Origin of the sequence: Pseudomonas sp. dw_612 (assembly GCF_018449725.1) — a bacterium.
In the GTDB taxonomy this organism is placed as follows: domain Bacteria; phylum Pseudomonadota; class Gammaproteobacteria; order Pseudomonadales; family Pseudomonadaceae; genus Aquipseudomonas.
Genome location: NZ_JAAVVC010000012.1, coordinates 43,174 through 69,906, shown reverse-complemented (window position 1 = coordinate 69,906; position 26,733 = coordinate 43,174). Strand labels below are relative to the sequence as shown.

General features: G+C 58.0%; 17 protein-coding genes. 12 read left to right on the top strand and 5 right to left on the bottom strand.

The window, feature by feature from the left end:
- Positions 1-178: 178 nt before the first annotated feature.
- From HB680_RS18970 to rlmJ, 10 genes are all read left to right on the top strand, one after another.
- Positions 179-2,191, top strand: coding sequence for a type VI secretion system tip protein VgrG (locus HB680_RS18970; protein ID WP_213940085.1), 2,013 nt, complete (start codon positions 179-181; stop codon positions 2,189-2,191).
- Complete coding sequence (locus tag HB680_RS18965) at positions 2,181-2,918, top strand: DUF4123 domain-containing protein (RefSeq protein ID WP_213940084.1); 738 nt, start codon at positions 2,181-2,183, stop codon at positions 2,916-2,918. The genes HB680_RS18970 and HB680_RS18965 overlap by 11 nt, the downstream gene beginning before the upstream one ends.
- Positions 2,918-7,699 carry an RHS repeat-associated core domain-containing protein gene (locus HB680_RS18960; RefSeq protein WP_213940083.1) on the top strand — a complete coding sequence of 1,594 codons (4,782 nt, stop codon included), beginning with the start codon at positions 2,918-2,920 and terminating at the stop codon, positions 7,697-7,699. The genes HB680_RS18965 and HB680_RS18960 overlap by 1 nt, the downstream gene beginning before the upstream one ends.
- Entirely contained in the window at positions 7,699-8,058 is a 360-nt protein-coding gene (locus HB680_RS18955; RefSeq protein ID WP_213940082.1) for a hypothetical protein, read from the top strand. The genes HB680_RS18960 and HB680_RS18955 overlap by 1 nt, the downstream gene beginning before the upstream one ends.
- 28 nt (positions 8,059-8,086) lie before the next feature.
- A complete protein-coding gene (locus tag HB680_RS18950; protein ID WP_213940081.1) occupies positions 8,087-8,410 on the top strand; it encodes a hypothetical protein in 324 nt (107 codons plus the stop codon).
- Between the two features lie 184 nt (positions 8,411-8,594).
- Positions 8,595-9,011, top strand: a complete 417-nt coding sequence (locus HB680_RS32875; protein ID WP_256735584.1) for a hypothetical protein — start codon at positions 8,595-8,597, stop codon at positions 9,009-9,011.
- Positions 9,011-9,427, top strand: coding sequence for a hypothetical protein (locus tag HB680_RS18940; RefSeq protein ID WP_213940080.1), 417 nt, complete (start codon positions 9,011-9,013; stop codon positions 9,425-9,427). Before HB680_RS32875 ends, HB680_RS18940 begins: the two co-directional genes overlap by 1 nt.
- 65 nt (positions 9,428-9,492) lie before the next feature.
- Entirely contained in the window at positions 9,493-9,870 is a 378-nt protein-coding gene (locus HB680_RS18935; protein ID WP_213940079.1) for a hypothetical protein, read from the top strand.
- 333 nt (positions 9,871-10,203) lie between these two features.
- Positions 10,204-10,527 (top strand): hypothetical protein, encoded by a 324-nt coding sequence (locus tag HB680_RS18930; RefSeq protein WP_213940078.1) that lies wholly within the window; start codon positions 10,204-10,206, stop codon positions 10,525-10,527.
- 376 nt (positions 10,528-10,903) lie between these two features.
- Positions 10,904-11,740 (top strand): 23S rRNA (adenine(2030)-N(6))-methyltransferase RlmJ, encoded by an 837-nt coding sequence (gene rlmJ, locus HB680_RS18925; protein ID WP_213940077.1) that lies wholly within the window; start codon positions 10,904-10,906, stop codon positions 11,738-11,740.
- 124 nt (positions 11,741-11,864) lie between these two features.
- Here rlmJ and msrA read toward each other — a convergent pair whose 3' ends face one another.
- The 5 genes from msrA to aceE all read right to left on the bottom strand — a co-directional run bounded on the left by msrA (position 11,865) and on the right by aceE (position 21,999).
- Positions 11,865-12,512 carry a peptide-methionine (S)-S-oxide reductase MsrA gene (gene msrA, locus HB680_RS18920; RefSeq protein WP_213940182.1) on the bottom strand — a complete coding sequence of 216 codons (648 nt, stop codon included), beginning with the start codon at positions 12,510-12,512 and terminating at the stop codon, positions 11,865-11,867.
- A 198-nt stretch (positions 12,513-12,710) separates the two neighbouring features.
- On the bottom strand, positions 12,711-15,404 hold the full coding sequence (locus HB680_RS18915; protein ID WP_213940076.1) for a GGDEF and EAL domain-containing protein: 2,694 nt from the start codon (positions 15,402-15,404) through the stop codon (positions 12,711-12,713).
- A gap of 254 nt (positions 15,405-15,658) precedes the next feature.
- The gene (locus HB680_RS18910; RefSeq protein ID WP_213940075.1) at positions 15,659-17,053 is read right to left on the bottom strand and encodes an alkaline phosphatase D family protein; all 1,395 of its coding nucleotides are present in this window, start codon (positions 17,051-17,053) and stop codon (positions 15,659-15,661) included.
- 279 nt (positions 17,054-17,332) lie between these two features.
- On the bottom strand, positions 17,333-19,342 hold the full coding sequence (aceF, locus tag HB680_RS18905; protein WP_213940074.1) for a dihydrolipoyllysine-residue acetyltransferase: 2,010 nt from the start codon (positions 19,340-19,342) through the stop codon (positions 17,333-17,335).
- Positions 19,343-19,353: 11 nt separating this feature from the next.
- A complete protein-coding gene (gene aceE, locus HB680_RS18900) occupies positions 19,354-21,999 on the bottom strand; it encodes a pyruvate dehydrogenase (acetyl-transferring), homodimeric type (RefSeq protein WP_213940073.1) in 2,646 nt (881 codons plus the stop codon).
- A 383-nt stretch (positions 22,000-22,382) separates the two neighbouring features.
- Here aceE and glnE point away from each other — a divergent pair, with 383 nt between their 5' ends.
- Positions 22,383-25,322 carry a bifunctional [glutamate--ammonia ligase]-adenylyl-L-tyrosine phosphorylase/[glutamate--ammonia-ligase] adenylyltransferase gene (gene glnE, locus HB680_RS18895; RefSeq protein ID WP_213940072.1) on the top strand — a complete coding sequence of 980 codons (2,940 nt, stop codon included), beginning with the start codon at positions 22,383-22,385 and terminating at the stop codon, positions 25,320-25,322.
- Between the two features lie 376 nt (positions 25,323-25,698).
- Positions 25,699-26,733 (top strand): lipopolysaccharide heptosyltransferase II, encoded by a 1,035-nt coding sequence (gene waaF / locus HB680_RS18890; RefSeq protein WP_213940071.1) that lies wholly within the window; start codon positions 25,699-25,701, stop codon positions 26,731-26,733.

Genomic DNA, 26,733 nt, shown 5'->3' with positions numbered 1-26,733 from the left:
GCCCGCTCCCACAAAGGGTTGGTGTTGGTTTTGAAGGAGATGTCTGTAGCCAAACACACTGATTCTTGAAGGACAAATCTCTAAAAATGTAGGGAAAATCTGATTTTCCTGACCTCCGTTCAACCCCCCTTGTCGCTCATGCAGAATCGCCCGCCTTCATTCTGCAGAGACACATCGGATGTTCGCGCCTGCCAATCAACCGCGTTTCACGTTGACCCTCGACGGCGTCCAGAATGAGCTCAAGGTCCTTGAGTTCACGGGCAAAGAAGCCATCAGCCAACCCTTCCGTTTCGACCTGGAACTGGTCAGCGAACGGCCCGACCTCGACCTTGAAAACCTCCTGCACCGTCAGGCGTTTCTGAGTTTCGATGGGCAAGGTTCCGGCATTCACGGTCAGATTTATCGCGTTGGCCAAGGGGATTCCGGTAAACGTCTGACACGCTATCAAGTCAGCCTGGTCCCGCGTCTGGCGTACCTCCGTCAGCGCATCAATCAGCGGATTTTCCAGCATCAAAGCGTGCCGGCGATCATTGCGCAGGTCCTCAAGGATCACGGCATCCATCGCGATGCCTTCGAGTTTCAACTCGGCAGCGACTACGCGCCTCGCGAGTACTGCGTGCAATACGCGGAAAGCGATCTGGCGTTCATTCAACGTCTGTGCGCCGAGATCGGCATTCACTTCCATTTCCAGCACAGCCCCGATGGGCATCTATTGGTGTTCGGCGACGACCAGACGGTTTTTCCGCGTCTGCCCGAGCCCACGCTGTATTTGCCGGGCAGCGGCATGGCCGCGAGTGCTCCGGCGATCAAGCGTTTCAACGTGCGTCTGGAAACCCGGACTACAGCGGTTACACGCCGGGACTACGACTTTCACAAACCCCGCCTGCAACTCGAAAGTCGTCTGGATAACGAACAACGACCGGTGCTGGAGGATTACCACTTTCCCGGTCAATTCACTGACCGCGAGGCCGGCAAGCAGCTGACCCAGCGAACGCTTGAGCGTCACGGCGCGGATTACCGTCAGGCGGAAGGGCGTAGCGATCAATCCGTCTTGGTCAGCGGACATTTCCTGCAACTGGCCGAGCATCCGCGCCACGCATGGAATGACCTGTGGCTGATCACCGCGATCGAACACCATGGACGTCAGCCGCAAGTGCTGGAAGAGTCCGTGACCGACGACGGTGAATTCCAGGGCTACCGCAATACCTTTCTCGCCACGCCGTGGGACGTTTCGTTTCGTCCGCCCTTGGGCCCGGACAAGCCGCGCATGCTCGGCTACCAACCTGCCGTGGTCACCGGCCCGACCGACAGCGAAATCCATTGCGATGAATTTGGCCGGGTCAAAGTCCAGCTCGCCTGGGATCGCGACGGCCAACTCAACGAGCATTCCAGTTGCTGGCTGCGCGTTGCCACCGGTTGGGCGCACGATCATTACGGCAGCGTATTGATTCCGCGAGTCGGCATGGAAGTGCTGGTGGGTTTCATCGACGCCGATGCCGACAAACCGCTGGTGATGGGCTGCCTGCCGAACGCCGCGACCCCTGTGCCGCTGGATCTGCCCGCCGACAAGACCCGCAGCATTTTCCGCAGCCAGAGCAGTCCCGGCGGCGGTGGTTACAACGAATTGCGCATCGAGGATCGCAAGGGTGCCGAGGAAATTTACCTGCGGGCCCAGCGAAACTGGACCCAGCACGTACTGAATGATCAACAAGTGCAGGTGGATAACGCCCGCAGCATCGTCGTCACCGGTACCGCACGGCATGAGTTGAAGGCCGACGAGCAACGCATCACCCACGGCCAGCGGCAGACCGAAATCAGGCAGGACGATCACCTGCTGGTGACCGGCGACCGGCACATTCGTGTGACCAGTCAGGCCCTGAGCGCCAGCCAGCAATTCCATGTCAGCGCTGGCCAGCAAGTGGTCATTGATGGTGGCGCCAGCGCGACCATTCAGGCCGGCGGGCAGTGGATCAATATTGGTCCGGGCGGGATTTTCAGCAGTGTGCCGATTGTGGTCGGTGGTGCGCCGATGGCCGCGATGGCCGCCGTGGCGAGTTCGCCGGATGTGCCGTTGAAACTCGCAGCGGCCCCGGCGGCACTGCTGAGTGCAGCGCAGATTCTGAGTCTCAAAGGTGATGCGCCATTCTGCGAAGAGTGTGAGCGCTGCAAGGACGGTGTCTGTGCAGCCTGATCACTTGCCGCCCCACGTTTGGTTGGAACAGCTACCGCTGAAACCGTCGGAACAACTGTTCGCGATCTTCAGCAATGCCAGCGCGGCGGAGCCGTTCAAGGCCTGGCAACGTTCGATCACTGCTCAAGCACCGACCCCGATTTGGGCCGACACCGCCTACGCCGAGTGGGAAGCGGTCATGCCTTTTGTGGGAATCGTCGGCGCGGACGGTGAGTTTCTGGAGTGGGTCGCCACCACCGAGTCTCGCGACTGGGGTTGGCTGGCGATTTCGTCGGCAAGTCTCGAAGCAGTGGTCGATCACTTACGCAGCCTCACACAAGCCGTGCTGCCCAATGACAACAAGGTGTTTTTCCGCTTCTGGGACGGGCGTTATCTGCTGCCGATGCTGCAATCCACCGCGGTCGATACCATGCAACTGCTCCCGGTCATCGGGCGCTGCCTGATCAATGGCCAGGCGCTCGAAATCGGTGGTCGTGCGCTGAAAAGTTCACAGGTTTTCCCGTGGTGGAACGTCCCCGAGACATTGCTGGAAGAACTCGCCGCGCAGTCCGCCGTCACCCGAATCAACAACCTGTTGAAGTGGCTGAGCGAGGACCGTCCGGACCTGTTCGAGGCTTTTCCCGACAACGTTTTGCGACGCAAGGTCGCGAGTTTTCTTGAAGCGCAGGACTTGCCCCAGGCACCGAAACAGGCCTTGGCGGATTACCTGATGGCGGAGCTGAACTGATGGATCAGATTGTGCGCATCGAGCAGGAGCTCGACAGTTTTCCGGACACCCTTTCTCTCTACCGTGAACAGTTGAAGCACTGGTTGAGCCGTACGGCAGACAAGGCCAGTCACGCCGCTGATCTGCCTTCGTTGATGGGAATGGAGCGGGTCATTCGGTTCGGAAATTCCAGCACCGTCGTGAGCACTGGCGATGACGATTTTTCCTCCACCGTCGTGCAGTGCCCGAAGGGTGGGCTGCTGGAGATCGAGAGCAAGTTTGAATCGGTTTATGACATCCCCGTGGGGAATATTCAGGTCGATGTGATTGCGGCTAAGAGTGGGGAGATAACGCAAGTCACGCTTGATGAAAATGGCAAAGGGACGTTCAGGGGCGAGGAGGGCAAGTTCTACCGTATTCATGTTCATAACGAAGTGACAGCGCAGCAAGTTGATGACCTTTTCTCTTCCTACGACGGTTTGACGAAGGAGCTTGAGAAATGGCTGCGCGATGAGTGGCAGACGTTTAAACCGAAGTGGTCGGAATCTTCTTCGGCCGCTGTAGGCAATGGAATGCTCGCGGGCAGTTGGGCGGCCATTGAGGGCGTGTGGGACGGCATCAGCCTGCTTTCGGACATTCTCAAGGACCCCGGGCAGTTCACGGAGAGGCTGGGCGAGAGCGCCGCAGCGCTGCAAGATCTCGCGACAACCGCCCCGGACATCATGGAAAAAGCCCAGCTACTGGCCAGTGATGAAGCTGCTCTGTGCCTGCTGTTGCGCAGTGCCAGCCTCTGGTTGGACATGCTGCCACCGGGTGAAATTGCCGGCAAAACCGCCGAAGCCGTCTCGATGGTCGTGGTGCAGCTGTTGATCGACATCCTGATTGGTGTCGTCCTGACCTTCGCCGCCGCTGGGGCCGGTATTGCTTATCTGACGATGCGTCTGGCCGATCGGGGCGCGCAGTTACTCAACGCCGTGCTGCGTCTGGCCAAGGCAATTTTCACGATCATCAACACCTTCATCAGCTACGTCGACCGCTACAAAAAAGTCGCCGCCCGAGGCATCGCGGCGGGCATGAAAAAAGGTCGCATGCAACTGAACTGGAGTGCACGTCGCAACACTTCGCTGAAGAAAGATGAACACCCGGACGACGCCCCCGACCAAGCGAAAAACCCCAACGGCGACAGCGCCGATTGTGTCCCGCTGACGTGCACCAACAACTGCCCGGTCTCGATGGTCACCGGCGAAGAACTGCTGACCCTCACCGATGGTTCCCTCGACGGAATTCTGCCGTTCGACTTCACCCGGCTCTACCGCACCAGCGCCGCCGAAATCGACAGTGGCCTTGGTTTCGGCTGGAGTCACACCTTCGCCCATCGCCTGGAAATCGATGGCGAAAGCGTCATCTGGATCGACCACGAAAACCGTCGCACCACGTTCCCATTACCGAACACCGAACGTCCGGCGGTCCACAACAGCCTCTCGCGCGCAGCGATTTACCTCGGCAACGAACCCGAAGAACTGATCCTCGCCCAGGCCGGCGAAGAAACCCGTTTCTTCCACTTCCATAACGGTTTTCTGACAGCGATCAGCGACGGATACGACAACCGTCTGCGCATTACCCGCGACCGCCAGGACCGGATCAAACGCGTCGACAATGGCGCCGGTCGCGCCTTGATGTTGCGCTATGCCCGCAGCCATTTGATTGCCGTCGATTACCAGGTTTTCCGTCCGGCCCAGACCCTCGATGAGGCTTGGTACACCGAGCAAACACTGGTCAGTTACGACTATGACGAGCGCGGTCAATTGATCGCCGCCATCAACGCTGCCGGTGAAAGCGAGCGCTACGACTACGACGATCAACACGTGATCCTGCAGCGGCAACTCACCGGTGGGGCGAGTTTCTTCTGGGAGTGGGAAAGATCCGGCAAAGCTGCACGATGTGTCCGACATTGGGCGTCGTTTTCACAGATGGACACGCGTTACGTCTGGGATGACGAAGGCAGCGTCACCGTTAAAAACACCGACGGCAGCGAAGAGGTTTATGTCCACGACGACCGGGCGCGGTTGGTGCGCAAAGTCGAGCTGGACGGCGGCGAACACCTCAAGTCATACGACAAACAAGGACGTTTGATTGCCGAGCAGGATCCGCTCGGCGCGGTGACCGAATACCGCTACGACGAGGTCGGACGCCTAGTGGCGCTGATTCCGCCGGAAGACGAGCCAACGTCCTACGAGTATCGCAACGGATTCCTGCACGCGCGCTCTCGCGGCGACGCGGTGTGGACGTATCGGCGTAACGCCGAAGGTGATGTCACCGAGGCGGTCGACCCGGACGGACAGGTCACCCATTACTACTACGACGCCAAAGGGCAGTTACTGACGATCCGCTACCCGGACACCAGTCGGCACCTGTTCGTCTGGAACGGTTTGGGGCAACTGGTTGAAGAGACCTTGCCGGACGGTGGGAAACGTCGTTTTTCCTGCGACGTCATGGGGCGGCGGATTACCCGTCAGGACGAACACGGTGCTGTCACTCGCTACCAGTGGGACGACATTGGCCGACTGATCCAGACGACGCTTCCTACAGGTGCCACTCGCGCTTTCAGCTACAACGCCTACAGCCAGATCACCGCCGAACAGGACGAGCTCGGCCACGTTACCCGTTACGAATACGCCGACGACCTGCACCTGGTCAGCCGTCGAATCAACCCCGATGGCACCCAGCTCAAGTATCGCTACGACAACGCGCAGCTACTTCTCACGGAAATCGAAAACGAGTCCGGCGAAAAATATCAGCTGGACTACACGCCGAACGGATTGATCCGACAGGAAACCGGATTCGACGGCCAGCGCACGGCGTATGCCTACGACCTCAACGGTCAGTTACTGCAGAAAACCGAGTTCGGCGATGACGGCTCGACACTTGTCACCGGTTATGAGCGGAATCCTGCCGGGCGCCTGTTGATCAAAACCCTGCCCGACGGCATCAAAGTCGAGTATCGCTACGACAGCCTCGGCCGATTGGTCGGCGTCGATGATGGCAGCGACCATCCACTGGAATTTGCGTACGACAAACAAGACCGCCTCATCACCGAACACCAGGGCTGGGGCACCTTGCGCTACGGCTACGACGCCTGCGGCCAACTCAAACATCTGCGCCTGCCTGACAACAGCAAACTCGATTACCACTACGCCAAGGGCGGCGCACTCAGCGCCATCGATCTCAATGGCGCGCAACTTACCACCCACCAGTTCCACTTCGGTCGTGAGCAACAGCGCCAACAAGGCCTGCTTCTCTGTGAATATGCCTACGACGATCAAGGACGTCTGAAGGCCCATGCTGTCAGCCAACAACGCCAACCGCTGTATCGCCGCGATTATGCCTACAGCGCCAACGGCAATCTCGACAGCATCGCCGATACCCGCCACGGCCAGCGCAGTTATGTTTACGACGCCCTCAACCGCCTGATCCGCGTCCGCCACACCCGCGACGACCCACCTGAAAGCTTCGCCCACGACCCGGCGGGCAACCTGCTGATGCAGGACCGTCCCGGTTTGGCCAGCGTCAAAGGCAATCGTCTGCTGATGCAGGGCGACCGGCATTACGACTACGACGCCTTCGGCAACCTCATCCGCGAACGGCGCGGCACCGCGCAAAAACTCGTTACCGAATACCGCTACGACTGCCAACACCGCTTGGTTGCCGTCACGTTGCCGAATGGACGTTGTGCGAATTATCGCTACGACGCCTTCGGCCGCCGCATCGCCAAAACCATCGAAGGTCGGACAACCGAGTTCTTCTGGCAGGGCGATCAGGTTGTTGCCGAAAGCAGCCGCGAACATTACCGCAGCTATGTTTATGAGCCCGGCACCTTCCGCCCGTTGGCCATGCTCGACGGCAAAGGCCCGCGTAAGGCTTGCCCGTTCTACTACCAACTCGATCACCTCGGCACACCGCTGGAGTTGACGGATTTCGGCGGCGAGGTTGTTTGGGCTGCGAAGTACAACGCATATGGGAAGGTTGTTGGCCTAACGCACGGCGCGGGTGAACAACTTGAGCAGCCGTTGCGGTTTCAGGGGCAGTACTTTGATGCTGAGAGCGGCCTGCATTACAACCGGCATCGGTACTATGATCCGGATGTAGGTCGGTACCTGACGCCGGACCCGATCAAGTTGGCGGGTGGGGTCAACCAGTATCAATACACGCCGAATCCGACGGGGTGGGTTGATCCGTTGGGGTTGAGCGGTAACTGCCCGGGGGCGAATAAGTCGGGTTGCTCTTCGACGGACGATGTTGTTGCCCCTAGAGTTGATGACGGCGAACCGCCGCTGCCGAAAATGACGGCTGAGCAGCGTCGAGCAAGAATTGATGAGTTATCAGAGTCGGTTTTTTATAAGCGCTTGAAGGACATGGAAGAATCGATTAAGGGTGCCCATTTTCAGCAGAAACATGGAGCACAAACAACCCTACAATCCCAGCTTGATCGGGTGAAGGAAGGCAAAAATCCTACGACAGGCGAAATAGAAAGGTACAAGGAAGGAAAGAAAAAAGGCGAGCCCATCATCCCTTCGGCCGCGACGCGCTTTCTTAGTCATCGTGATCAATTTAATGCAATACAACGCGCGAAGTTAATTTTTAGGCAGCGTGGTATAGATGCTTCACGACAACCTATTGAAATGGGTAAAAAAATAGGTGAAGGATTTAAAAGGGACGGGTTGCAGTATGGTGAGCAGACTAGAGCGGTTGTTATATTGGATAAAAATGGTAACGCTAAAACTTCATATACGGAATTTGACTGATGAATAGGCCCTACACGCTGTGGAGTATACGAGGTTTGCTTTTTGTTTTTGATATTGAAAATACGCACGATTTGGGACGGGAAAAGATTATCGTTTCGAAGAATGTAAATGATGACAAAGAACTCGCCGAACTTTTCGACGCGTTGCTACGCCCGGAGTTTTTTATCTATAGTGAGCAAGAGCGTATTTTATTAATCGAAACCTTGTCTTATTTTTTAGAAATGGAAAATAGTTTTGATGAGGTATTTTCAAAAATGGACACGTATTTTGATGATGATGTTAAAGATCAAAGGCAGTTCATGACGGTTCTCATTAATTGTTTGAATCGGTATCAAAGCCAAGGAAATAGCAACAAATAAATCTGTCGCCTTTTGCTCAGTACTTAAAATGACAGAATTTCCAGTTTCAGACGGCACCATTGAAAAAATAACGTGTGAGCGGGAGCGAATTTTTATAGAGTTTCTGGATTGGCAGGAAGAGCGTTGGATAATCACCTTCGAAAATGTTCTAGGTTTTAAGTCTGTTGGGGCAGTGGGGGTGGAGATATCAGAGATGTTTGTGAAAGATGTAACTCCTTTGTCGCAGGAGCTTGCCTTGATCGACCCGTCGGAAGTCGGATTTAACTATTGCTTCGTTTGTGCTCGTGAGTGGAATGTTGTTTTGACGATAGTAGCTAGTGGGTATGCCGCTGAAAAAAAGCTGGAGGTGTGAGAGTAATAGATCCATCCCGTTTCTCAGTTGTCATGAAGGTAATCAACATAGGGGGGCGAATTTATTTTTGCTAGCGGTTTCGAAGATGTTGTTTGCACTGTTAATAGCGACAAATAAATCTGCCACCTTTTTGCTTTGATTTTTTAGTATTTTATTGTGTTTCGTTATTATCGGTTTTTTAAGAATGACGTTATTAATCGCTATAAAAAAATGGATTGCTGTAGTGCGAGCTGCGTATAGGAGTCGGACAGAAAGCTCGGGTTCTGCTGTTCAGCAACAAACAACTAGCTGCGAATCTGATGGCGAAAGTAAGAGATGGCGAGCCGTTCCAAGCTCTAAGTTTCTAAGCTATAGAGCGCAGTTGAATTCTTATAATGAAGCGATGACACGGGAGACTAGAAAAATGTCTCGTTTTACTGGGGAGGATAGTAAAGGAAATTTGGTCGTAAGAATGGAGGCTGAAAATATAGGTCAGGGATATGAGCCCAATCCTTTAGATCCACAAAATCCCCGTTTCATTCCTCAGATGAATGCCTTTGAGATGAAATTCGACTTTGAGACGTTGCAGCCTATAACGCTTTATCCGATAGAGAAAATTTAATGCTGATGCATCCATTTCTTGATGTTCCATATAATCCAAGTCTAGGGCACTTTCTTGGCGGGTTTGATATTTATGATCGCGAGGAGAGCCTTGGTGTTGAATTGTCGGCATACGATCCTGACTGCTCTTTGGATAGAGAATTTTTAATATCTCGATTTATTGTCAAACGTTTCGCTAGGCTGAGTTATCGGCATAAGTTCGTCTTATTTTATGTGCTGTGTGAGGCTCTAGATGGTGGCGCGAGTGTTTTCTCTGAAATTTTCGATCATGATCCGAAGGCTCATTCTTTGCTTCCTGTTGGATGGAGTGAAATGAAAGATCCAAAGGCTTTTTTTGAAGATGTACATATCAAGCTGTCCGAAGCGTGGCATGACGATCTGTATAAAGCCAGTCAAGAGGATGTTACAAGCTGGTAATTACTGCTGTCTCGCCTTGAGCATAAATAATCTGTCCTGTTCTTATACGTTTCTTAGAGGGGCGAGTGACAAATAAATATGCTGTGATTGTTCTGGCAGTAGGTCCTTTCGTTGAGGAGGAAGTTATATTGCTTGTAAGCGGTGTGGAAGTTGCGTGCTTTGCGAGCTACTGCCCTGAAAAAATCGAGGTTGGGGAGTCCTATAAAGTTGAGTTCGAGATAGTCTTTTCCGATAATAACTTTATTGCGGTTGCAGAGAAACGAGCAGGCTCACTGATTGAAGTGATTGACGACGGCTTTTCATGCTTTCTATATGGTTATTTGGATGGCAGTGTTTTCCGATCCTTCGTCGATTTTACGGATCTTGACATCCATTACGGCTATCCAGCGCTTAATGAGCAATTCGTCAAGGTCAGGGTGGACAGAATCGATGTCGCGTTCTGATTGAGGAGCGAAATTTCCGGACAGGGTCGTCGGAAGTTTCCTTCAAGTTGTAGCGGCTTCCGTGAACTAGTGCTGTGGCCGTCTCATCGATAGTCTCTTGTCTGTCACTGCAAATTCAGTGACAGGGCGTGGAAGCCCTTCTATCGTTAGGCGCGTCTAGCGTCACCAGTTCGGCGTTTTTTATCGTCTGTGTTTTATGGTGGCTGTGCGCGGGGCGCTTTCGAGTGCGCCGGGTGCCTAACGTCCCGGTCTTCCACACCTGCGTACAGCCGCCACCTATTTGCGTGGAAGTGATTGTTGGCGGCTTCAATCCATACGTTAGGACTCAAATTGATGAAGACGCTTACGCCAGATCCACCCTACGAAAAACCAATCCCCCACCCCGATAACCGCTACATGGCACTCACCAGCAACTGCTGCGAAATGCCCACCTTATTCGTCGACACCCACGCCCCGCTCGATGTTTTGTATGACGCTGCCAACTACCGAATCCGTGCCGTTACTCAGGTGCTGGAAAACCTGTCCATGCGCGGCTCAATCGAATGTGAATCTTTCATCCTCAGTGACTTTGCCTTGCTCTGCGCCATTCCGTTGCGCGATGGGTGTGATGTGTTGGATGTGATTGGGCGGCGGTTGCGGGCTCGGTCGCCGGAATAGGAGGAGGGCTTTATATCCACCCCTCACCCTAACCCTCTCCCCAAAGGGGCGAGGGGACTGATTGTGGTGATCTTCCGGCTGCCGTCGACCTGAACGATCAAGGTGAACTCAGGCTTGGCCAAGCCAAGAGCGCCGCGCAGTCGCAGGTCGCCGTAGATCACCCATACAACTCGGTCAGTCCCCTCGCCCCTTTGGGGAGAGGGTTAGGGAGAGGGGTGGATGGTTCAGTTGCCGCAAATGCCAAGCAAGATCAAAAGATCGCAGCCTTCGGCAGCTCCTACGGGGGCGTGTGGTTGCCTGACATAGCCGCTCAGCCACCAACCCCTGACGTCCAGCCCCGTACAAGGTAAACTTCCCGGCCTTCGCAGGAGCAATCATGAATTATCGTCACGCCTTCCATGCCGGCAATCACGCCGATGTGTTCAAACACCTGACTTTGACCCGCCTCATCGCCCTGATGTCGCGCAAGGAGCAGCCGTTTGCCTATCTCGACACTCACGCCGGTATTGGTCTGTATGACCTGCAGGGTGATCAGGCGAGCCGTACCGGTGAGTACCTGGAAGGGATCGCGCGGTTGTGGGATCAGCCGGATTTGCCGGCGTTGACCGCCGATTACATGAAGGTGTTGCACGACATGAACCCGGATGGCCAGTTGCGCTATTACCCGGGGTCGCCGGAGTTGGCGCGGCGTCTGACGCGGCCGCAGGATCGGGTGATGCTCAACGAAAAGCATCCCGAGGACGGCTTGCTGCTCAAGGACAACATGGCCGGTGATCGTCGGGTGAAGGTTCATCTGGGCGAGGGCTGGCATGTGCCGCGGGCGATGTTGCCGGTGCAGGAGAAGCGCGCGGTGATGTTGATTGATCCGCCGTTCGAGCAGCTCGATGAGATGCAGCGCTGCGCGGCGTCGCTGAAAGAGGCCATTGGCCGGATGCGTCAGACGGTGGCGGCGATCTGGTATCCGGTGAAGGACCAGCGAATGCTGCGTCGTTTTTATCAGGATCTGGCCGGCTCTGGCGCGCCGAAGTTGTTGCGCGTGGAGTTGTTGGTGCATCCGCTGGATACGCCGAACAGCCTGAACGGCTCGGGGTTGGCGATTGCGAATCCGCCGTGGGGGCTGGAAGAGGAATTGCGTGAGTTGCTGCCGTGGTTGTCCAAGAAGCTTGGGCAGACCCAGGGTGGGTGGCAGATGGATTGGTTGATTGCCGAATAAGGTCAATCGATAGGCAAGATCAAAAGATCGCAGCCTCGTTTCACTCGACAGCTCCTACAAGGGGATACGTAAACCTGTAGGAGCTGTCGAGTGAAACGAGGCTGCGATCTTTTGCTTTATGGCATCAGATCGGGCAAACCACGCCCGTACCGCCAATCCCGCAATACCCTTCAGGGTTTTTCGCCAGGTATTGCTGGTGATAGGCCTCGGCGAAGTAAACCGTTGGGGCTTCGTCGATTTCGGTGGTGATGGTGCCTTTGCCAGCCTTGGTCAACTCGGCCTGGAACACTTGCTCGCTGTGTTTGGCGGCAGCCAGTTGAGTCGGGTTGGTGGCGTAGATCACCGAGCGGTATTGGGTGCCGATGTCGTTGCCCTGGCGCATGCCCTGGGTTGGGTTGTGCAGTTCCCAGAACATCTTCAGCAGCTCGTCGTAGCTGACTTTGGCTGGTTCGTAGACCACCAGTACCACTTCGCTGTGGCCCGTCAGGCCGGAGCAGACTTCTTCGTACGTCGGGTTCGGCGTAAAGCCGCCAGCGTAACCCACTACCGTGCTGACCACGCCTTCGCGCTGCCAGAACTTGCGTTCCGCACCCCAGAAGCAGCCCAGGCCGAAGATCGCGAAATCCACGTCCATGGCGAACGGGCCCAGCAGCGGCGCGTCGTGGACGAAGTGTTTTTCCGGCAGGTTCATCGGCGTTTCACGGCCGGGCAGGGCTTGTTCTTTAGTTGGGAGCACGTTTTTGTTCACCAGAATTTCCGAGCGCAAGACCATCATCAGTCCCCTCAGTCAGGTTGAATGTAAATTGTCAGACACGCAGTTTGCCCAATGCCGGCCAGTTACGCACTACCCATGTGGGAGCGGGCTTGCTCGCGAAGGCGGTGTGTCATTCGACATTGATGTTGGATGTGACGGCCTATTCGCGAGCAAGCCCGCTCCCACAGGGTTTTGTGGATTAACTGAAAAGTGCTGTCAGGCAATCGGGCCGCGCGGGTAGCGTTTGAGCTTTTCGATCAGCTCGGAGCCGGGGATAGGGCGGTCGAACAGGTAGCCCTGGCCGACGTCGCAACGATGGCGGCGCAGAAACGCCAACTGTTCAGCCGTCTCGATGCCTTCCGCCACGACCTTGAGTTTCAGGTTATGGGCCATGGCGATCACGGCGGAGGTGATTTCCATGTCGTCCTGGTTATCCGGGATTTCGTGGATGAAGCTGCGGTCGATCTTGATGATGTCGATCGGGAATTTTTTCAAATAACTCAGCGACGAGTAGCCGGTGCCGAAGTCGTCCATGGCCAGGGTCAGGCCCAGGCGTTTGAGCTGGTCGAGCTGCAAGTGCGTGTCTTCGGTGGCTTCCAGCAGCAGGCCTTCGGTCAGCTCCAGCTCCAGCAGGTTCGACGGCAGCGCTTCTTCCTTGAGAATGCTGGCGATGGACGCCACCAGGTCCGGGTCGGAAAACTGCTTGGGCGACAGGTTGATCGCCACTTGCAGGTTGCCCAAGCCGGCGGCGGTCAGTTCCTTGCTCTTGCGACAGGCCTGACGCGCGATCCATTTGCCGATCGGAATGATCAGGCCGGTTTCTTCGGCGACGCTGATGAACTGATCCGGGCGGATCATGCCTTTTTCTGGATGATTCCAGCGCAGCAACGCTTCCATCCCCAGCAGGCGACCGCTGCGCAGGCACAGCTTGGGCTGGTAGAACACGTCCAGTTCGTTCTGGGTCAGGGCGCGGCGCAGGTTGTTCTCGACGAACAGTTTGTAGCTGGCTTCAGCGTTAAGCGCTTCGGTGAACACCTGAACCTGATGCTTGCCGTTGGCCTTGGCCTTGTGCAGCGCCAGACCGGCGTTGCGCATCAGCGTCTGCGGATCGCGGCCATGCAGCGGCGCGCAGGCCAGACCCACAGAGCCGGTGACGCTGATCAACTGGTTGTCGACGAACATCGGCTTGTCGAGGGTCGCCAGCAATTGGTTGGCGACTTGCTGCCCGGCCGAAAGGTCGGTGTTGTCCAGCAGCACGGCGAATTCGTTACTGGCGAAACGTGCCAGGCTGCCGCTAGGGCTCAGGCTGTTGCGCAGGCGCCGGGCCAGGCTGATCAGCAGTTTGTCGCCGGTCTGGTGACCGAGGCTGTCGTTGATCCGCTTGAAGTTATCGATGTCCACCAGCAACAGGCTGATCGGCGTATCGGTGTCCCGGGCAAAGCGTTCGTCCAGGTTGCGGATAAACGCCGGGCGGTTGCCGAGGTTGGTCAGGTTGTCGGTGTAGGCCAGGCGCTCGATGCGCTGTTGCGCGAGTTTGGTCTGGGTGATGTCTTCGTAAATGCCGATGTAATGCGTCAGCTCGCGGTTGTCGCCGTAAACCTTGGAGATCGACAACTGGCCCCAGTAGGGTTCAAGGTTTTTGCGGCGGCTCTTGAATTCGCCCTGCCAACTGTTGCTCTTGGCCAGCGCCGAGGGCGCGTCGAACAGCAGTTCGCTGAGGTTTTCCAGCGCCGGCAGTTCCGACAGCCGCTGGCCGTGGACTTCTTCGGTGCTGTATTGGGTGATCGCGGTGAAGCTCGGGTTGACGTATTCGACCACACCGTCGCAATTGACCAGCAGAAAGGCGTTGGCGCTTTGCTCCACTGCACGCTGGAACAGGTGCAGGGCGCTGGTGGCGGTGCGGCGGTTATGGTTGTTGATGACTTGGGCAAACTGGTCCGCCAGCTCACCGGCGAAAGCGATTTCGTCCGATTGCCAGGCGCGGGTCGCCCCGGTCTGTTCCAGGCACAACACGCCGACTACTTGGCCGTCGACGCGAATACTCGCGTCGAGCATGGCGTTGACGTCACGCGGGCGCAGGCTCTCGGCCATGTCCCGGGTACGCGGGTCGCGGATGGCGTTGTGCGCGTCAATGGCGCGGCTGGTGTGCAACGCGTCCAGGTAATCGGGAAAACTGCTGGCGTCGATCGGCTCCGGCATCAGGTATTCCTGAGTGGCGCGGTGATACGCCGAGATCGGCACCAGGGTTGAGCCTTCGAGGTTCCACAGGCTGGCGCAGTCGATTTGGTAGATATCGCAGGCGCAGCGGGTGATCAGTTCGGCGGCTTCTTGCAGGGAGTTGCCGGTGCTGTAGCGCTGGCGGGTCAGCAGCAGAATCAAATCCTGCTGGGCGCGCACCCGGTCCAGGTGCTGCAATTGTTCCTGCTGGGCTCGCTGATTGAGTTCCAGGGCGATTTGCAGGCGCGAGTTCTGGGTTTCCAGGTCGAGGGCCGGCAGCAGCGGTTCACCGTCGAACAGGCCGTCGACCACCAGCAGGTAGCCGCGCAGCAGGTGTCGATTGTGTTGTTTGTAGGCTTCGCCCAGTTCCAGCAGGCTCAAGGTGCCGGCGGCGGTGTGCAGGGTGTAGCGGATCAGGTAATGCGGACTTGCGGCGAGTTGCAGTTGGATCGCGTCATGCAGTTGATAGCGCGCTTCGGGCTCCATCAGGCTGGCGTAAGGCGAGCCGACCAGGGCACAGAGTTCCACCGCCGGCAGGCCGAACTGTCGTTCGCAATTGGGATCGAGAAACAATAGCGCCCAGCTCGCTTCATTCAGCCGTTCGAAACGCAGCATGCCGAGCCGCGAGGGCACAGGCAACTGCGTCACTACCTCGGCCACCATACGGCTGGCGGCATCGGGTTGGCTTTTCATGGAGGGAAACTCGCTTCGAATATGCTGATCGCGCCGGGCTCTCGCCCTCTTAACTGTTGCCTGCGGCAAGGTTGCATCATTGCGGCACCGACTGACAAGAGACATGAAGGCCAAGTGCTATAAGAATATGTCGGCAGGAAGAAGGATTTCTCCAGCGCATGGCCGAAAAGTAATGCATTGGAGCGAAAAGATCGCAGCCTTCGGCAGCGCCCACAGGCGCGTAGGAGCTGCCGAAGGCTGCGATCTTTTGATTTTTAACGTAACGGAATGTTGATCGACTGCAAAAGTTGGCCATCCCGGTCGTGGTAGTTGACGCGGATCTGCTGCGCCTCAACCACCAGATGCGCAAAATTATCCTGGCTCACCACCTTGCTCGTCAGCTCATGCCGATACTCGCCAGCCGCCGTTCGCGCCAGTGGCTGGTCGAGGATGAAGGTCGATTCGCTGGCATATGGCAGCAGCTTGCTGTTGCACAGCGGCGATGACACGACGGTATGCACCTCGAAGTCCGAATCCTCGCTGTGGGTCAGACGACTGGTCAGGGAGCCATGCACATCGCCGGAAACGAAGACGACATTGCGGATGCGTTGTGTACGAATCGTCTCCAGCAGCCGCAGGCGTTGTTCCGGGAACGCCTTCCAGGCATCGTCGCCGAGTTTTTTGCGGTCGGGGTAGATCATCACGCTGGTGACCACGAATTTGACCCGCGCCGGGCTATGGATCAGCCATTTGAGCAACGCTTGCTCCTGTTCGTCGTCGAGGATGCGTCGATCATTGGCAGACAGATTACGGCGGGTTCGACTATCAGTGACAAACCATGCGATATCGCCCTCGGCAAACTGATACCAATACTGTTGCGCCTGGCGACTTATTTTTCCGTCGGCCAGTCGTTCATGCGCCGGACTGTGGCTGGCTTGATAGAGCTCATACGCAGCGATGGCATTTTTATACAAGTAATCGTCGTTCTTACTTTTATTGGCCGGCCAGTTATCTTCGATCTCATGGTCGTCGAGGATCATGTAAGTCGGCGTTCCAGACATCAACTCGCTGATATTGGGCTGCGAAAAAGCTGCGCGATACTTACTGAGAATCTCCTTATATTCCCGGTCGGGCGCAATGAGGTTCAAATCATCGACATAGATCTGGTCGCCGGTCATCAGCGTGGCGCTGATCGGTGGGTTGGCCTGTTTCGCCAGCTGTGTGATCGAAGCGAAAATCCGGTCGCCGAGATGCGGGGCCGACGCGATGCCTGCGGTCATGCGCAAATAACGGCACGACCCGACAATGTAGGCACGGGGTCGCGTGGCTTTGCTGGAATGGGTGCGAAAACGATAAATCTCCCGCGGCCATTGCAGCGGCAGTTCCTGCACCGTTTCCACGGTGTGCACCGGGCTCATGGGGCTGAACCAACCCGCCTGGTATTCGTACTCGGTATCTTCATTCAGGTGATTTAGCGCAATGACATCGGTCATATCCCGCAAGATCGACAGTTTGGCAAACACGCCTTTAGTCCAGCGTTCTTCACCCGATCGGCGATAACGGATGCCGGCAAATACCAAGGCGTCATCTTGAATGTTGCCACGCAAGAAAACGCGCGCGTGATTAGTTGTGGTGTGGCCAATAATCGGGCCGACAGTCGGTTTGAACATATTCGAATCCGTTCGAAGTAGTGCTAACTAAGCTATTTAAGGTGTCAAAGTTCATGTTGAACTTTATGGAACTAAGCCTAGTTATTGGCTCGCAAAAAATATCGAGCCGAAGTGGACTCAAGTTGTGGGCGAAGTCAGCCGTGACTGTAGGAAGGTGCCAGGCACTTTTTTCAAGGCAAAAAAAGCCCCGCCAAATTGGCGGGGTTGAGGTACGAGCGTGGCGCTCGGAAATCGTGGAGCGCGACAGGCCCTCCGGTGAAGGAGGACCGTCGGTGTTTGTTACAGCAGGATGGTGCGGATGTCCGCCAGCAGATCGCTCAGACGCTTGGTGAAGCGTGCAGCAGCGGCACCGTTGATCACACGGTGATCGTAGGACAGCGACAGAGGCAGCATCAGTTTCGGCTGGAAGGCTTTGCCGTCCCAGACTGGCTGGATGGTGGCTTTGGAAACACCGAGGATCGCCACTTCCGGCGCGTTGACGATCGGCGTGAAGCCGGTGCCGCCAATGTGGCCGAGGCTGGAAATGGTGAAGCAGGCGCCTTGCATGTCGTCAGCGGTGAGCTTCTTGTCGCGGGCCTTGGCGGCCAGCACAGCGGCTTCGGCTGCCAGTTGCAACAGGCTTTTCTGGTCGACGTTCTTGATGACCGGTACCAGCAGGCCATCCGGAGTGTCGACCGCGAAGCCGATGTTCACGTACTTCTTGCGGATGATCGCTTTGCCGCTTGGTGCCAGCGAACTGTTGAAGTCCGGCAGTTCCTTGAGCAGGTGCGCGCACGACTTGAGCAGCAGCGGCAGGATGGTCAGCTTGACGCCAGCCTTCTCTGCAACGGCTTTCTGCGCGATACGGAACGCTTCCAGGTCGGTGATATCAGCCGAATCGAACTGAGTCACGTGCGGGATGTTCAACCAGCTGCGATGCAGGCTCGACGCGCCGATTTGCATCAGGCGAGTCATCGGCACTTCTTCGGTTTCACCGAAGCGGCTGAAGTCCACGACCGGAATCGGCGGGATGCCCGAGCCGCCGGTTGCGCCGCCAGCAGCGGCCGGTGCTTCCTTGGCCTTCTGCATCATGGCTTTGACGTAAACCTGCACGTCTTCTTTGAGGATGCGACCGTGAGGGCCACTTGCGCCGACCGCGCTCAGTTCGACGCCGAATTCACGGGCCAGTTGGCGAACAGCCGGGCCGGCGTGAACCTTGGCGCCTGGCTTGGCTGGAGCAGCGGCAGGCGCTGCCGGAGCCGGTGCGGCAGCCGGTGCAGCAGCGGCTGGAGCTGCCGGAGCCGGTGCGGCAGCCGGTGCAGCAGCGGCTGGAGCTGGAGCGCTTGGGGTTGCGGCGGCAGGTGCTGGAGCAGCGGCCGGGGCAACGCCTTTGACTTTCAGCTTCAGAATCAGGTCGCCGGTACCGACTTCGTCATCCAGCTTGATGGAAACGCTTTCCACCACGCCAGCGGCAGGCGATGGAATTTCCATGCTCGCCTTGTCGGACTCCAGGGTGATCAGCGACTGGTCGGCGGTGACGGTGTCGCCAGCCTTGACCAGTACTTCGATGATCTTGGCCTTGCCCGACGAGCCGATGTCCGGGACGTGAATGTCCTGAACAGTGTCGGCAACTGGTGCAGCCGGAGCCGCAGCGGCTGGCGCTGGAGCAGCGGCGGCGGCCGGAGCAGCCGCCTGAGCCGGCGCGGCAGCAGCAGGGGCCGCAGCACCCGCCACTTTCAACGCCAGGATCAGGTCGCCGGTGCCGACTTCGTCGTTCAACTTGACGCTGATGCTTTCGACCACGCCAGCGGCAGGCGATGGGATTTCCATGCTTGCCTTGTCGGATTCGAGGGTGATCAAAGATTGATCAGCTTCGACGGTGTCGCCGACCTTGACCTGGATCTCGATGATCTGGGCTTTGCCCGACGAACCGATGTCCGGCACGTGAACTTGCTGGGTTGTTGCAGCAGCCGGCGCGGCGGCTGGAGCAGGTGCAGCGGCGGCAGGTGCTGCCGCTGGTGCCGCTTCAGCTTTGGCGGCCGGTGCAGCGGCTGGCGCAGGGGCCGCAGCAGCGGCACCTTCGACTTCCAGCTCCAGCAGTTCGTCGCCTTCTTTCAGGCGATCGCCTATTTTCACTTTCAGGCTTTTGACGACGCCGGCCTTGGGAGCAGGAATCTCCATGCTCGCCTTGTCCGACTCAAGCGTCAGGATGCTCTGGTCGGCTTCGATACGGTCGCCGACCTTCACAAAAAGTTCGATTACTTCACCTTCACCGCTGCCGATGTCAGGTACTCGAATGAGTTCGCTCACAGATTGTCTCCTCAGCAGTCCAGTGGGTTGAGTTTTTCCGGGTTGATCCCGAACTTGACGATAGCCTCGGCCACCACCTTAGGTTCGATATCACCACGGTCAGCCAAGGCTTCCAGGGCTGCCAACACCACGAAATGACGGTCGACTTCGAAGAAGTGACGCAGCTTTTTACGGCTGTCACTGCGACCGAAACCGTCGGTGCCCAGGACTTTGAATTCCTTGGACGGGACCCACTGACGAATTTGTTCGGCGAACAGCTTCATGTAGTCGGTGGAGGCGATGACCGGACCTTTACGGCCGTTCAGGCACTCTTCGACGTAGCTCAGCTTAGGCTTCTGGCCAGGGTGCAGACGGTTGGTGCGCTCTACGGCCAGGCCGTCGCGACGCAGTTCGTTGAAGCTGGTAACGCTCCACACGTCAGCGCCGATGTTGAACTGTTCACGCAGGATTTTCGCCGCTTCGCGGACTTCACGCAGGATGGTGCCGGAGCCCATCAGCTGAACGTGGTGCGCCGCTTCGCGGGTGTCTTCCTCGAGCAGGTACATGCCCTTGATGATGCCTTCCTCGACACCGGCCGGCATGGCTGGCTGCTGGTAGGACTCGTTCATCACGGTGATGTAGTAGAAAACGTCCTGCTGCTCTTCGGTCATCTTCTTCATGCCGTCCTGGATGATCACCGCCAGCTCATAGCCGTAGGTTGGATCAAAGGTGCGGCAGTTCGGGATGGTGCCGGCCAGGATGTGGCTGTGACCATCTTCGTGTTGCAGGCCTTCGCCGTTCAGCGTGGTCCGGCCGGCGGTGCCGCCGATCAGGAAGCCACGGGTACGGCTGTCGCCAGCGGCCCAGGCGAGGTCGCCGATACGCTGGAAGCCGAACATCGAGTAGAAGATGTAGAACGGCAGCATTGGCTGGTTGTGGCTGGAGTACGAAGTACCGGCAGCGATGAAGGAGCTCATGGCGCCCGCTTCGTTGATGCCTTCCTCGAGGATCTGGCCCTTCTTGTCTTCGCGGTAGAACATCACCTGGTCTTTATCGACTGGCTCGTAGAGCTGGCCGACGGACGAGTAGATGCCCAACTGACGGAACATGCCTTCCATACCGAAGGTACGGGCTTCGTCCGGGATGATCGGCACGATGCGCGGACCGATTTCCTTGTCCTTGACCAGTTGCGCGAGGATCCGCACGAACGCCATGGTGGTGGAAATTTCACGGTCGCCCGAGCCGTCAAGGATCGCCTTGAGGGTGTCGAGGGACGGGGTCGGCACGCTGATGCTCTTCGCGCGGCGCTGAGGTACGAAACCGCCCAGTGCAGTGCGGCGCTCGCTCAGGTAGCGGGCTTCGGCGCTGTTTGGCTCAGGCTTGAAGAACGGCAGGTTCTCCAACTCTTCGTCTTTGACCGGGATGTCGAAACGATCGCGGAACAGCTTCAGGCTTTCAACATCAACCTTCTTGGTGTTGTGCGCGGTGTTCTTCGCTTCGCCGGCGCCGGTGCCATAACCCTTGATGGTCTTGGCCAGGATGACGGTGGGTTGTTCTTTGTGGTTGACCGCTTCGTGGTACGCCGCGTAGACCTTGTACGGGTCGTGGCCGCCACGGTTGAGTTTCCAGATCTCGTCGTCGGACAGATCAGCAACCATCGCCTTGAGTTCTGGCGAGTTGAAGAAGTGTTCACGCACGAACGCGCCGTCTTTGGCTTTGTAGTTCTGGTACTCGCCGTCGATGACTTCGTCCATGCGACGTTGCAGGATACCGTCGACGTCTTTGGCCAGCAGTGGGTCCCAGAAACGGCCCCAGATGACTTTGGTCACGTTCCACTGAGCACCGCGGAACACGCCTTCGAGTTCCTGGATGATCTTGCCGTTGCCGCGAACCGGGCCGTCGAGGCGCTGCAGGTTGCAGTTGATGACGAAGATCAGGTTGTCGAGCTTCTCGCGGCCGGCCAGGGAGATGGCGCCCAGGGATTCCGGCTCGTCACACTCGCCGTCGCCCAGGAAGCACCAGACTTTCTGCTTGCCTTCAGGGATGAAACCACGGGCTTCCAGGTACTTCATGAAGCGTGCCTGGTAGATCGCCTGGATCGGGCCCAGACCCATGGATACGGTCGGGAACTGCCAGAAATCAGGCATCAGCCACGGGTGCGGATAGGACGACAGGCCTTGACCATCGACTTCCTGGCGGAAGTTGTTCATCTGGTCTTCGGTGATGCGACCTTCCATGAACGCACGGGCGTAAACGCCTGGCGAAGTGTGGCCCTGGAAGTAGATCAGGTCGCCGCCGTGTTCGTCGGTCGGGGCCTGGAAGAAGTAGTTGAAGCCGATGTCATACAGGGTGGCGCTGGAGGCGAAGCTGGAGATGTGACCGCCCAGGTCCGAATCTTTCAGGTTCGTACGCATCACCATGGCCATCGCGTTCCAGCGTACCAACGAGCGAATGCGGCGTTCCATGAACAGGTCGCCAGGCATGCGTGCTTCGTGGGTAACAGGAATGGTGTTGCGGTATGGCGTGGTGATGGCGTAAGGCAATTGCGAACCGCTGCGGGTCGCCAATTCGCCCATACGGGTCATCAGATAATGAGCGCGGTCTTCGCCTTCTTTGTCGAGAACCGATTCCAGGGCGTCCAGCCATTCCTGGGTTTCGACGGGATCGAGGTCTTGCATGGCTTGCTCCAGGGCGGAAAGGCTTCCAGAATCGGTTGCCTGAGTTTGCGACTGGCCTTGTGGGCAGACGATATAAATTCTTGGATTGCCGAGAGGTTGTTCCGGCGGCGTGTAGTTTTACTACAAATCAACGGGCATTTCAGCCTTTCGAATGTATAGACGAGTAGTAAAACTACAGATGAATGGCTTGTGGCCTCCGGCTGCGTTGTGAGAATAATCGTTAAGGTTGGTCTTTTGCCAACCAGAAAAGGTGAAAGCTTGATGTTGGCTGCCAAAATAAAAGAAATTTCAGCTATTTCTAACCTTTGTTCGACAGTCGGTCACGTAGCGTGTTTTCAAAATTCACTACATGCAGCCCTTCACACGCCGATCAAGGATAGACCATGACCCTGCCTTCGCTTGCCGAACTGCCCGCCATTCTCCAGCCGTTGGTCACTCGTGCCGAGCAGTCGTTCCGTGCGGCCGTCGCCGCTCTGGAAGACGACCATGGCCTGGCCACGTGGACGCCGGAACGCTGGGCGCAATTCGCCCGGGTCAGCGCCGCCAGCGACTTCGTGATTGAACAGAGCGTTCGTGACCCTTTGATGTTGCTGGGGCTGGCGCAGTCCGGCGAACTGGATCGCGGCTTTGCTCCCGGCGAGCTGTGCGCGCAGATCGCCGCAGCGGTGACCGCAGCAGAAAGCGAAGACGAACTCGGCCGCGCCCTGCGCCGCCAACGCACCCGCCATCAAGTGCGGATCATCTGGCGTGACCTGACCCGTCAGGCCGATCTGGTCCAGACCTGCCGCGACCTCTCGGACATGGCCGATGCCAGCATCGATCAGGCCTATCAGTGGTTGTACGCGCGGCATTGCCAGCAATTCGGCGTGCCCACCGGCCGGCGCAGCGGCGAGCCGCAACAAATGGTCATCCTCGGCATGGGCAAGCTCGGCGCGGTGGAGTTGAACCTGTCGTCGGACATCGACCTGATCTTCGCCTACCCCGAGGGCGGCGAAACCGTCGGTGTGAAGCGTTCGCTGGATAACCAGGAATTTTTCATCCGCCTCGGCCAGCGCCTGATCAAGGCTCTGGACCCGATGACCGTCGACGGCTTTGTATTCCGCGTCGACATGCGCCTGCGTCCTTACGGTTCGGCCGGTGCGCTGGTCTTGAGCTTCAACGCGCTGGAACAGTATTACCAGGACCAGGGCCGCGACTGGGAACGCTACGCGATGATCAAGTCGCGGGTGGTGGCCGGCGATCAAGTGGCTGGTGCGCAACTGCAAGAAATGCTGCGGCCGTTCGTTTACCGGCGTTATCTGGACTTTTCCGCCATCGAAGCGCTGCGCACCATGAAGCAGCTGATCCAGCAGGAAGTCCGGCGCAAAGGCATGGCCGACAACATCAAGCTTGGCTCCGGTGGCATTCGTGAGGTCGAGTTCATCGCCCAGGCGTTCCAGTTGATCCACGGCGGTCGCGATCTGAGCCTGCAACAACGTCCGCTATTAAAAGTACTGAGCACCCTGGAAGGTCAGGGTTATCTGCCGGCACCAGTGATCAGCGAGTTGCGCGACGGCTACGAATTCCTGCGTTACACCGAGCACGCGATCCAGGCGATCGCCGACCGCCAGACCCAGATGCTGCCGGACGGCGCACAGGATCAGGCGCGGATTGCGTTCATGCTCGGCTTTGCCGATTGGGACGCGTTCCATGAGCGGCTGATGTATTGGCGCGGCCGCGTGGCCTGGCACTTTGCGCAAGTGATTGCCGACCCCGATGAAGAGGAAGGCACCGAGGCCGAAGTGGTGGTCGGCGGTGAATGGCTGCCGTTGTGGGAAGAGTCGCAGAACGAAGAGGCCGCGTGCCGGCAGTTGGAGGAGGGCGGCTTCGTCGATGCCAGCAAGGCCCTGAAAGCCTTGGCCGGCCTGCGCAGCAGTCCGCAATTGCGCGCCATGCAGCGCCTGGGGCGCGAGCGCCTCGATGCGTTTATTCCACGGTTGTTGGCCCAGGCTGTGGAACATGCCAATCCGGATCTGGTGTTGGAGCGAGTGCTGCCGCTGGTGGAAGCCGTGGCCCGGCGTTCGGCTTATTTAGTGCTGCTGACGGAAAACCCCGGCGCCTTGCGTCGCTTGCTGACCTTGTGCGCCGCGAGCCCGTGGATTGCCGAGCAGATCACCCGTTTCCCGCTGCTGCTCGATGAATTGCTCAACGAAGGCCGACTGTTCAAGCCGCCGCTGGCGCCGGAACTGGCTGCCGAGTTGCGCGAGCGCCTGACGCGGATTCCCGAGGATGACCTCGAACAGCAGATGGAAGCCCTGCGCCATTTCAAACTGGCGCACCGCTTGCGGGTGGCGGCGTCGGAAATCTCCGGCAGCCTGCCGTTGATGAAAGTCAGCGATTACCTGACCTGGCTCGCCGAAGCGATCCTTGAACAAGTGCTGGCCCTGGCCTGGCGTCAAACCGTGGCCAAATACGGCACGCCGCTGCGTACCGACGGAACCTTGTGCGATCCCGGCTTCGTGATCGTCGGTTATGGAAAGGTCGGCGGCCTGGAATTGGGGCATGGTTCCGACCTGGATTTGGTGTTTGTCCACGATGGCGACCCGCAGGCGGAAACCGACGGGGCGAAACCTATCGATGGGGCGCAATTCTTTACCCGGTTGGGGCAGCGGATCATTCACTTGCTCACGGCGCAGACCAACTCCGGCCAGCTGTATGAAGTGGACATGCGTCTGCGACCATCCGGTGCGTCCGGCTTGCTGGTGAGTTCCCTGGGGGCGTTTGCCCGTTATCAGGAAAACGAAGCCTGGACCTGGGAGCATCAGGCATTGGTGCGGGCGCGGGTGCTGGTGGGCAGTCAGGATGTCGGCCAGGCGTTCGAGAAGGTGCGTGCGGCGATTCTGGGCAAGGCCCGGGATTTGCCGACCTTGCGCCAGGAGGTCAGCGAGATGCGCGCCAAGATGCGCGATAACCTCGGCAGCAAGAGCACCGCCGCCGGCACCGGGGCAAATGCCTTCGAGGCCACGGCGCCGTTTGATCTCAAGCAGGACGCCGGAGGTATCGTCGATATTGAATTTATGGTGCAATACGCGGCCCTGGCGTGGTCCGAACAGCACCCGTCATTGCTGCGCTGGACCGACAACATCCGCATTCTGGAAGAGTTGGAAAAGGCAGGGTTGATGCCCGTCGAAGACGCGAACCTGTTGCGCGAGGCCTATAAAGCCTACCGCTCCGCCGCGCACCGGCAGGCTTTGCAGAAGGATCCCGGGGTGATCCCGGGCGACCAGTTCGTAGACGAACGGCGCCAGGTGTTGCGGATCTGGAAAGAGATGGGGTTAAGCTGAAACCGGATAATTGAAACCCCCGATACCCCTTGTGGGAGCGGGCTTGCTCGCGAAGGCGGAGTGTCAGTCAACATCAATGTTGAATGTTATGGCCCCTTCGCGAGCAAGCCCGCTCCCACAGTAGATCTGCAGTGTTTGCTGGATTGAGGCATCCACATCCCAAGTAAATCTACAGTGTTTGGTAGATTGGATTAGCTAAGCTACACCGCACTGGATGTGCACCAATACCCAATGTGGGAGCGAGCTTGCTCGCGATAGCGGAGTGACAGTCGACAGCGATGTTGAAGGTGATGACCCATCGCAAGCAGCCCTTGCTCTCGCAGTGATTCTCGAGGCGGGGAGGCGTATGCCTCCCCGGTTCGTTTTTGGAAACCACATGAAAATTCTGATCGTTGGGCCCAGTTGGGTCGGTGACATGGTGATGGCGCAGACACTGTTTCAGTGTCTCAAGCAACGCCACCCGCAATGCGAAATCGACGTGCTGGCCCCCGAGTGGAGCCGGCCGATTCTTGAGCGCATGCCCGAAGTGCGTCAGGCCTTGAGCTTCCCGCTCGGCCACGGCGCCCTCGAATTGGCGACCCGTCGGCGCATCGGCAAATCCCTGGCCGGTCAATACGACCAGGCGATCCTGCTGCCCAATTCCCTGAAGTCGGCGCTGGTGCCGTTTTTCGCCGGCATCCCTAGACGCACTGGCTGGCGTGGCGAGTTCCGCTACGGTCTGCTCAATGACGTGCGCACCCTGGATAAAGAACGTTACCCGCTGATGATCGAACGCTTCATGGCCTTGGCCTATGAACCGGGCGCTGATCTGCCGCAACCTTATCCACGCCCGAGCCTGCAAATCGACCCGGTGACCCGCGAAGCCGCGCTGGCCAAGTTCGGCCTGGCCCTGGATCGCCCGGTGTTGGCCCTGTGCCCCGGCGCCGAGTTCGGCGAGTCCAAGCGCTGGCCGTCCGAGCATTACGCCAAGGTCGCCGAAGCGAAGATTCGCGAAGGCTGGCAGGTCTGGTTGTTCGGTTCGAAAAACGATCATGCGGTCGGCGAAGATATCCGCGCGCGGCTGATTCCCGGTTTGCGTGAAGAGTCGGTGAACCTCAGTGGCGGCACGTCCCTGGCCGAGGCGATCGACCTGATGTCCTGCGCCGATGCGGTGGTGTCCAACGACTCCGGCCTGATGCACGTTGCCGCTGCGTTGAACCGTCCGCTGGTCGCCGTCTACGGCTCGACCTCGCCGGGCTTCACGCCGCCGCTGGCCGAGCACGTCGAGATTGTGCGCCTGGGCCTCGAATGCAGCCCCTGCTTCGATCGCACCTGCCGCTTCGGTCATTACAACTGCCTGCGCCAGTTGACGCCGCAACCGGTGAATGAAGCCTTGCAGCGGTTGCAGGGCACTGTGGTCGAGGTCAATTAG